Raw genomic sequence first — 6,785 nt, forward strand, 5'->3', positions numbered from 1 at the left:
ATAAACTTTATAATACTAAGATTTTACAAAAAGCAGTAAAAAAATTAATAAAACAAACGAAACTAGAACGCAACACACGGAAATACAGACATGTCATTTTTATTATTGAAATGTTACTAGTAGTTCTATTGCTAAATACATTAGTTGTATTTGGAGTAATCTTTGCGATAATATTTCCTTACACATATTATCGTTCTTTTATCAAAGAGGATAATACAAAAAATGTAGATCTTGATAAACAGTACCAAAAACTTCAGGAATATTCAACTACTATAGAAAATCTAAAAAAAGAGATAAGACAAGCATAATAAAATATTTACGATCTTTTTAATTCTTTACTCTGGTAAAATATGTTGGTAGATCTAAACTCGTATCACCTGCTGCCCATACCGAAAACAAAAAAAAGGAATGCAGCTGTTGTTGGTGTTCCATCAAATTTTGACCTTGTTTTGACTTGAATATACACCGTAAATAATCGCCATTAACTACTTTCTCTTTTTTGAAAACTTGGGTATTCCCTTACTACTATTGAACACTCGTTAAGGTTAGCAGTCCAAAAATACCAAGAAGCATAGGAGAAGTTATAAAGCCTATTATTGCCAGTATAAACCCCAATATACTCCACATAAATTGACCTTTAAATATACCGATAATACCCATTAAAAAGGAAAGGGGAACAAAGACAACAGAAAAGAAAAATATACTTAATAGTCCAAAAGTAAATGACGCTATACCTATTAGACTTCCTTCCTGATTATTTATAATTACAACTGTTTTTCCATTTTCGATAGCTCTATCAGTCAATTTTGGGTTACTTGCAATTTCATTATCATTGGTTGACACTCCGAGTTTGTTGCCACAATTTTTACAAAACTTTGTTTGTAGTTGTGCTTTTTTTCCACAATTAGTGCAATAAACATTCATCACCGTTCCCTTTTTTAAACCTAGAATATCTAATTAGGTGATAGCGTCAGAATATTTCTGTAAATTCAGCTTCAGCTATTTGTAATTGTAATTGTACCAGATTATTCTAATTCACATGTTTTCTGGTCAGTAATTTTCTTCATAAAAACCTTTTTCGAATTACGTAGTTTAAAGTTGAAGAAAGTATGACCAATCTATTAATATCACTTCCTAATAGCCTTTGAAGATTACTTCTTCATTTCATAATTTACAAAAGCTGGTTTGACAGTAACCTAATCCCGTGTTAGCATCTTCAAAAATAGGAGGTGCTACCGTGATAAAACCAAAAATTCTTCATATATTCACCGTCTTAGCGACGGTCATTGAACTGCTTGCACAATCTTCTCAACTGTATCAGTTTGTAGTGGGTTCATGATGAATGTCATCCATTTGATCTACATCAATCCCCATTTCAAAACAATGATCAATTTTGACGTTGAGATCGGTTTGAGTTACGAACAGAGCTATGAACAGCATTCCGCTACAAGATATGTCCCTGAACTGTTGAAAAGAGCAAGACCAATCATCCAGGCTTTTGGTAATGCCATAAAACTACCTAACGAATTAGCAATGCATATGAGTGATCCGGAGCTGGATTATTTTCTGATGCTGCTTCATAAAGATGTCGACGCACTGATCGATGGACATATCTATGTACGTCTTCCTTCTAAACATGCAAAAAGCTTTTCAAAAGTATCGAATGCCACTTCTGTATGGCGGGTCAACGGGGTCGGTCTCAATGGGGTTGTCATGGCATGTAAAGATAAAGGTGGTCATGTGCTGGTCGCTACGCCGACATTTCAAGAGTTGGCGAATGAGTTTATTGAATACAAATGACGTCGGAGGAGGATACTATGAGTCTATTTGAATTTATGACCTGGGCTGAAGTCGCACGCGGTAATGAACTTCTCGAGGAACAAAATGCAAAACTTGAAGAGATGCGGTACGAACAACGTGCAGAAGCGGAAAGAACAGAGCTTGAACAGCGTGAGAACACTCTGGTCAAAGAGTTTGAAAAGCTCTATAAGTCAGGCGGCGATATCGATGTGGTGCAGATGCATCGGATCATTGAACTGAAGGGCTTTATCAACAGTGAATATAACATGTACACGCGACGATATTACCGTCGGGTGTTTCGCAGGCCAAATTACAAAAGACGCTTTCTCCCGATAGCAATAGGATTGTCCGCGATGATCTACCTTGCTCCGTCATTATTGCCATATAGCCATCTTTACTGGGCGATGTTCGCTATTGCAGTATACTTTTTTTACAGAGGTGTCAGCAACATGATCAATGATATCAAAGTCGGTAAAGCCAATGCCAAACAACTAAAAGAGTACGAAGAAGATGCCGCCAAAGCTGCAAGACTCTTGAAAGTCCAATTTCCGGAGCTGTCTGCCTATGGGATCTATCTTAAATGGTTTCTGGATAAACGCATACTCTATATAGCGGATGCCCTGGCGCCGCTGTACCCACAATACAACCAGCACAAGATGATCAAAAAGTTTTATCTTCTATTTGATCTTCGCACCAGCGCGTTCAGACACTATGATGACAAATTCATCCACCACATGGATGGGTACTTTGTCAAACATTTTCAAAACAATCAAAAGGAGACATCATGAAAATTCTGATGTGGATAGTTACTACCTTGATCCTCTTCTCGGTCATTCAGCTTATCACCCTCGCCATCACAGAAGACCCAAGCTATTGGTTCATGGCAACCCTTGGTATATTTGCACTATTTGTCGCGTTGCTCGCTTTGGGTAAAGCCGAGTACGAAGAGAAACGAAATGCAAAGAAAACGTTGAAAGAAAATACGAAGGTAGTTAAACAGCGATGGCCGTACGGAGAGTGTCGCCAGACCATAAGACTTTGGGGCGATACAAGAGATAAAAAGTCATCATGAACGTCAATACCTTAACGATACACATGCTCACCTTTTTGGGTTTGGAAGTTGTCGCTTTACTGTTCTTTAGTTTTAATGATTGGGCCTATGCAACTGCTTGCGGGTGTTTGATAATGTATTTGCATCTAAAAGTGCCTGAACAAAAATAGTCAGTAAAGCTATAAGCTCATGCACCTAAATAGTGCTCGGTTATTGAAGCACGGTTGTGTTTCATCTCTGAGCTGACAAGTAAAAGAGACTGCTCATAGGTATATCCGGCCTGGGCATACTCAAACAGACGGCGTTGTGCAAAGTTCCAGCGAAAGCCATGCGATCCGTTGGCCGTAAGGGATAAATCTTTAGCAGTTTGTCGAATGTCATTCATATAATTTGACTTACTGATTTTAAAGATCTTTGTGTAACTCAGATATCGGGTTAGTAGATCGTATGTATTTAGTGATACCAGAATATCACCGACTTTTCCACCTTTTTCTTTGGTCTCAATCACACCAACGGTCTTGTTGGTAATAGAATCATGTCGAAAGCCTTTGAGTTGCTCTTCTCTGATCAGGCAGACGCCTTCAAGTCGTGCACCTCCTTCTAGTTGGATCTGCGCAGCCAATTGATACTCTTGATAAGCCAGGTTTTGGATGATCTTCATGGGGTCCTGATAGGCTCTGTTGTGATAGCTCTTTGCTACCAGTTCAAGATCTTTTGCACTGTTGAAAACCTCCAGTCGTTTTGAAAAATCATATTGTTGAGGAAATTCATCGTTTATTGCACTATAGCGGTTTAGTGCAACTTCCAGTTTCCCCATTGCTGAATTGATCTTGGCCAAATAAAGGTGCGAGGGATAGTAGCCGATCTTGTAGTCCATGTAGGCGATAACATGGTCGACAGAAATCAACTCGTATCTTTTGAGTTGCCAATGCTCTCTTAAGTAGTTGAAAAAGTTGTTCCATACTGATCGATAGCTCTCCATTGTTTTATAAGAACTGACCATCTGATAATATTCGCTATTTGGATTGCTACGGTCTTCTTTTTTCAGCCCCTCCTGGAAGATGACTTTCGTCAGTTCGGCACTATGATAATAGACAGATCCTCTCATGGTGTTTCCTGATTTTTTTGTAATGAATTTAGCCCTCATCTAAGGCAGTTTCGTTAAGTCAATCTGCTCTTTTGGTTACGATGGCGGGACCACTCCGTAGAATGGTTGAGCTCCAACGATTCACATTATGTTTATACAAATAACAAAAAGAATAGAGTAATGATAACGCAGGATTTTGTCCTATTTTTTCTTGACAAAAAAAACATGTCCAGGAAATTTATGGCCAGTTTCCTTTTTGATCTTAGATAATGATAATCCGGCCTATTTTCAGGAGCGTATTGACTTAATTGGAAAGATTGATATAACAAGAGAAAATACAAAATGAATACAAACAAGAATACTGAAAACTATTACTCAGTTACTGTTTTTTTTAACGAATCAAGATAGAGAAGGAACTTTGCAAGATTATAAAAATATTCATTCTTTTTTGACAATGATCTTGTTGACATATCTAATCTTATTTTTTCAAATTCAGAAACCTCAAAACCTTGAACCTGAAAAACTCTATCAAAGGGGAATGTCATATATGGGAGTTCAAGGGGGATATCTGTTTCAAGTGCCACTCGTGTCGAAAGTCCTGCTTTTGATTCGTAGAATATTTGGCACATGCTCATAGCTTGAAATGCAGAAATGTAAATGCTCTTATCACATTTTAATTGTAATGATTTGATAATATCTCTGTCATTTTTTTGTTGACGATAGGACAAATATCGATTTTCATCTCCAGTTATCAAATTCTTTTTGATGAGTGCTTCGAGCATTGAAAAAAACTCCAGTGTTTCCATGTAATTCTGAGTGACTAAACAGTTGTTATGCATGATAAACATTGTCTTAATCTCAGTATAGTTTTCTTTGATCATAAAGATTTGATGTAAATTGAAATAATTTTCAGCACCTAAAGAATATGTCTTGAGATATACTTCTCCATATGTCGCTCCTTCATTATGCATTGAATTTATCCTTTGCCCGATTTTCAAGTTCATGCCACATTGCATGTATCAGACTATGACCAACTTCCAAGCTATGATGCCGTTTCAAATATCTTGCAATATCTCTAAAGCTAGTCTGTTCTTGTTTGAGTGTTTTGACAACAGCCCATAAAGTAAGCAGTCTATCTCTTTTAGACCGTTTTCTATTATTTCTTGTTTTCAACTTGCTCAGGTTTATCATTGACAACTCTCTTACCTCGCTTAATTCCATATCTTCAAATCGTTTGGTAGTCAACTTTTTTTCATCGGCAAAATGCGATTTGATCGCTAATACGAAAGCGATAAACGAGACAATATTAATCGGTACGTCCTCTGTAGGATTTTGTTTTTTGCGCATAAACAATATCTTCCGGTGACGGCTTAAAATGTCGAGTTGGCGTTCAAGAGGCAACCTCGCAAAATGTCGCAAGAGAAACGTTTGATCTTGCTGATTTATCAAGGTGCTTTTTTCAATGATTTTTTGCATGTGGCAGATCCATGGTGGTCATGATGTTGTTCGATAATATATAATGGCCTGAAAATCTAGGACAAAAAGTCAGCTCGATTTATTTCCTAAAAATGATAGAATCATCATAAGAGAAATGGAGATAGATATGGCAAGAAAAAAAGGTCAGACGTATACCGCGAAGCAGAAGACAAAAGTAGTCTTGGAGTTGCTCAAAGAAGAGAAAACGATCAATCAATTGTCGACAGAGTTTAATGTAACAGCAAAGACGATCCAGAATTGGAAGAAGCAGTTTTTAGAGAATGCAGACAAAGCATTTGAGACAGATGATACTAAAGCCAATGCAAAAGAGCTAGAACGTCTAAAAGAAGAGAATGACGCGTTAGCAAAGACATTAGGTCGTACCACGGTGGAGCGTGATTGGGCAGTGGGAAAGCTAGAGAGCTTGGACTTATCAAATAAAAAGATACTTGTCGACTCCAAGCTCACAATAACCAAGACAAGACAATGTGAACTTATCGGTGTAAGCCGTTCATCTTTGTATTACACACCCAAGCCATTAAGCGATGTTAACTTACAGATACTCAACAAGATGGATGAGATCTATACTGACAACTCAGAATACGGATATCGCATGATCCATCAAGAACTGCTTGAAGAGGGTTACAGCATTGGTAAAGACCGTGTGCTGAAATATATGGGTGTGTTAGGCATTCAAGCCATCTACCCAACCAAAAAGCGTCTCACAAGTATAAAACACCCTGAGCATAAGATACACGATTACTTACTCAAACCATACTGGACTAAAAACGGTAGAACCAAAAGTGTGTATGTCCCGAATGCCAGTGAAGTTTGGAGCGGTGATATCACCTATATCAGAGTTACTGGTGGTTTTATGTACCTTGCTGCTGTTATTGACTGGCACACCAGAGCAATACTTGCGTATAAGATCTCAAACACTATGGATGCGACCTTAGCAACTGATGTACTGCAAGAGGCACTCTCAAGGTATCCTAAGCCTAAAATCTTTAACTCAGACCAGGGAAGCCAATACACCAGTTATGAACACACAAAAATACTCAAAGATCACAACATTCAAATATCGATGAATGGAAGAGGACGATCTATAGACAATATCATGATAGAACGGTTCTTCAGAACGCTAAAACATAGTAATATCTACATCAGTGATTATCAAAACATCAAGGAGCTAAAAGAGGGAATTAAACGCTACATCCACAAATACAATTTCAAACGATTTCATTCATCAATAGGCTATCAAAAACCTATGAACTACTATTTGAAATCTATTGGGAACGTGGCCTAACGTAGCAGGCAAGAGGTGGAAATAAATCAGGCTGTTAGTTTGTCTTGATTTTTCAGGCCATTATA

The 6,785-nt window shown here is 37.6% G+C and carries 9 protein-coding genes; 5 read left to right on the forward strand and 4 right to left on the reverse strand.

Annotation, left to right across the window (positions count from 1 at the left end; all coding sequences use genetic code 11):
- The coding region (locus tag ABYK33_RS12505; RefSeq protein ID WP_373033588.1) for a hypothetical protein at window positions 1-308 on the forward strand (308 nt) is incomplete at its 5' end.
- A 217-nt stretch (window positions 309-525) separates the two neighbouring features.
- On the opposite strand, the gene ABYK33_RS12510 is transcribed toward ABYK33_RS12505, so the two are convergent.
- The gene (locus ABYK33_RS12510) at window positions 526-924 is read right to left on the reverse strand and encodes a hypothetical protein (RefSeq protein ID WP_373033589.1); all 399 of its coding nucleotides are present in this window, start codon (window positions 922-924) and stop codon (window positions 526-528) included.
- 411 nt (window positions 925-1,335) lie between these two features.
- Between ABYK33_RS12510 and ABYK33_RS12515 the strand changes: the two genes are divergently transcribed.
- From ABYK33_RS12515 to ABYK33_RS12525, 3 genes are read left to right on the forward strand one after another with little or no spacing between them, the layout of a single operon-like run.
- Window positions 1,336-1,800, forward strand: coding sequence for a hypothetical protein (locus tag ABYK33_RS12515; protein ID WP_373033590.1), 465 nt, complete (start codon window positions 1,336-1,338; stop codon window positions 1,798-1,800).
- A gap of 17 nt (window positions 1,801-1,817) precedes the next feature.
- Window positions 1,818-2,588, forward strand: a complete 771-nt coding sequence (locus ABYK33_RS12520) for a hypothetical protein (RefSeq protein WP_373033591.1) — start codon at window positions 1,818-1,820, stop codon at window positions 2,586-2,588.
- Window positions 2,585-2,872, forward strand: coding sequence for a hypothetical protein (locus tag ABYK33_RS12525; RefSeq protein WP_373033592.1), 288 nt, complete (start codon window positions 2,585-2,587; stop codon window positions 2,870-2,872). The genes ABYK33_RS12520 and ABYK33_RS12525 overlap by 4 nt, the downstream gene beginning before the upstream one ends.
- A gap of 166 nt (window positions 2,873-3,038) precedes the next feature.
- Here the strand turns inward: ABYK33_RS12525 and ABYK33_RS12530 are convergent, their stop codons facing one another.
- From ABYK33_RS12530 to ABYK33_RS12540, 3 genes are all read right to left on the reverse strand, one after another.
- Complete coding sequence (locus ABYK33_RS12530; RefSeq protein WP_373033593.1) at window positions 3,039-3,959, reverse strand: hypothetical protein; 921 nt, start codon at window positions 3,957-3,959, stop codon at window positions 3,039-3,041.
- 350 nt (window positions 3,960-4,309) lie between these two features.
- Window positions 4,310-4,909: a hypothetical protein gene (locus tag ABYK33_RS12535; protein WP_373033595.1), complete on the reverse strand. Its 600-nt coding sequence runs from the start codon at window positions 4,907-4,909 to the stop codon at window positions 4,310-4,312.
- A complete protein-coding gene (locus tag ABYK33_RS12540; RefSeq protein ID WP_373033596.1) occupies window positions 4,902-5,414 on the reverse strand; it encodes a hypothetical protein in 513 nt (170 codons plus the stop codon). Before ABYK33_RS12540 ends, ABYK33_RS12535 begins: the two co-directional genes overlap by 8 nt.
- A gap of 115 nt (window positions 5,415-5,529) precedes the next feature.
- On the opposite strand from ABYK33_RS12540, the gene ABYK33_RS12545 reads away from it, so the two are divergent.
- Complete coding sequence (locus ABYK33_RS12545) at window positions 5,530-6,720, forward strand: IS3 family transposase (RefSeq protein WP_373033597.1); 1,191 nt, start codon at window positions 5,530-5,532, stop codon at window positions 6,718-6,720.
- The last annotated feature ends 65 nt before the right edge of the window (window positions 6,721-6,785 follow it).

It is taken from the genome of Sulfurovum sp. (genome assembly GCF_041562805.1).
GTDB lineage: Bacteria > Campylobacterota > Campylobacteria > Campylobacterales > Sulfurovaceae > Sulfurovum.

Bases quoted from the DNA above. Each gene is read 5' to 3' on its own strand.
- ABYK33_RS12540 (WP_373033596.1), bottom strand. From the start codon at position 5,414: ATGCAAAAAATCATTGAAAAAAGCACCTTGATAAATCAGCAAGATCAA.
- ABYK33_RS12525 (WP_373033592.1), top strand. From the start codon at position 2,585: ATGAAAATTCTGATGTGGATAGTTACTACCTTGATCCTCTTCTCGGTC.
- ABYK33_RS12530 (WP_373033593.1), bottom strand. From the start codon at position 3,959: ATGAGAGGATCTGTCTATTATCATAGTGCCGAACTGACGAAAGTCATC.
- ABYK33_RS12545 (WP_373033597.1), top strand. From the start codon at position 5,530: ATGGAGATAGATATGGCAAGAAAAAAAGGTCAGACGTATACCGCGAAG.
- ABYK33_RS12515 (WP_373033590.1), top strand. From the start codon at position 1,336: ATGATGAATGTCATCCATTTGATCTACATCAATCCCCATTTCAAAACA.
- ABYK33_RS12535 (WP_373033595.1), bottom strand. From the start codon at position 4,909: ATGCATAATGAAGGAGCGACATATGGAGAAGTATATCTCAAGACATAT.
- ABYK33_RS12520 (WP_373033591.1), top strand. From the start codon at position 1,818: ATGAGTCTATTTGAATTTATGACCTGGGCTGAAGTCGCACGCGGTAAT.
- ABYK33_RS12510 (WP_373033589.1), bottom strand. From the start codon at position 924: ATGAATGTTTATTGCACTAATTGTGGAAAAAAAGCACAACTACAAACA.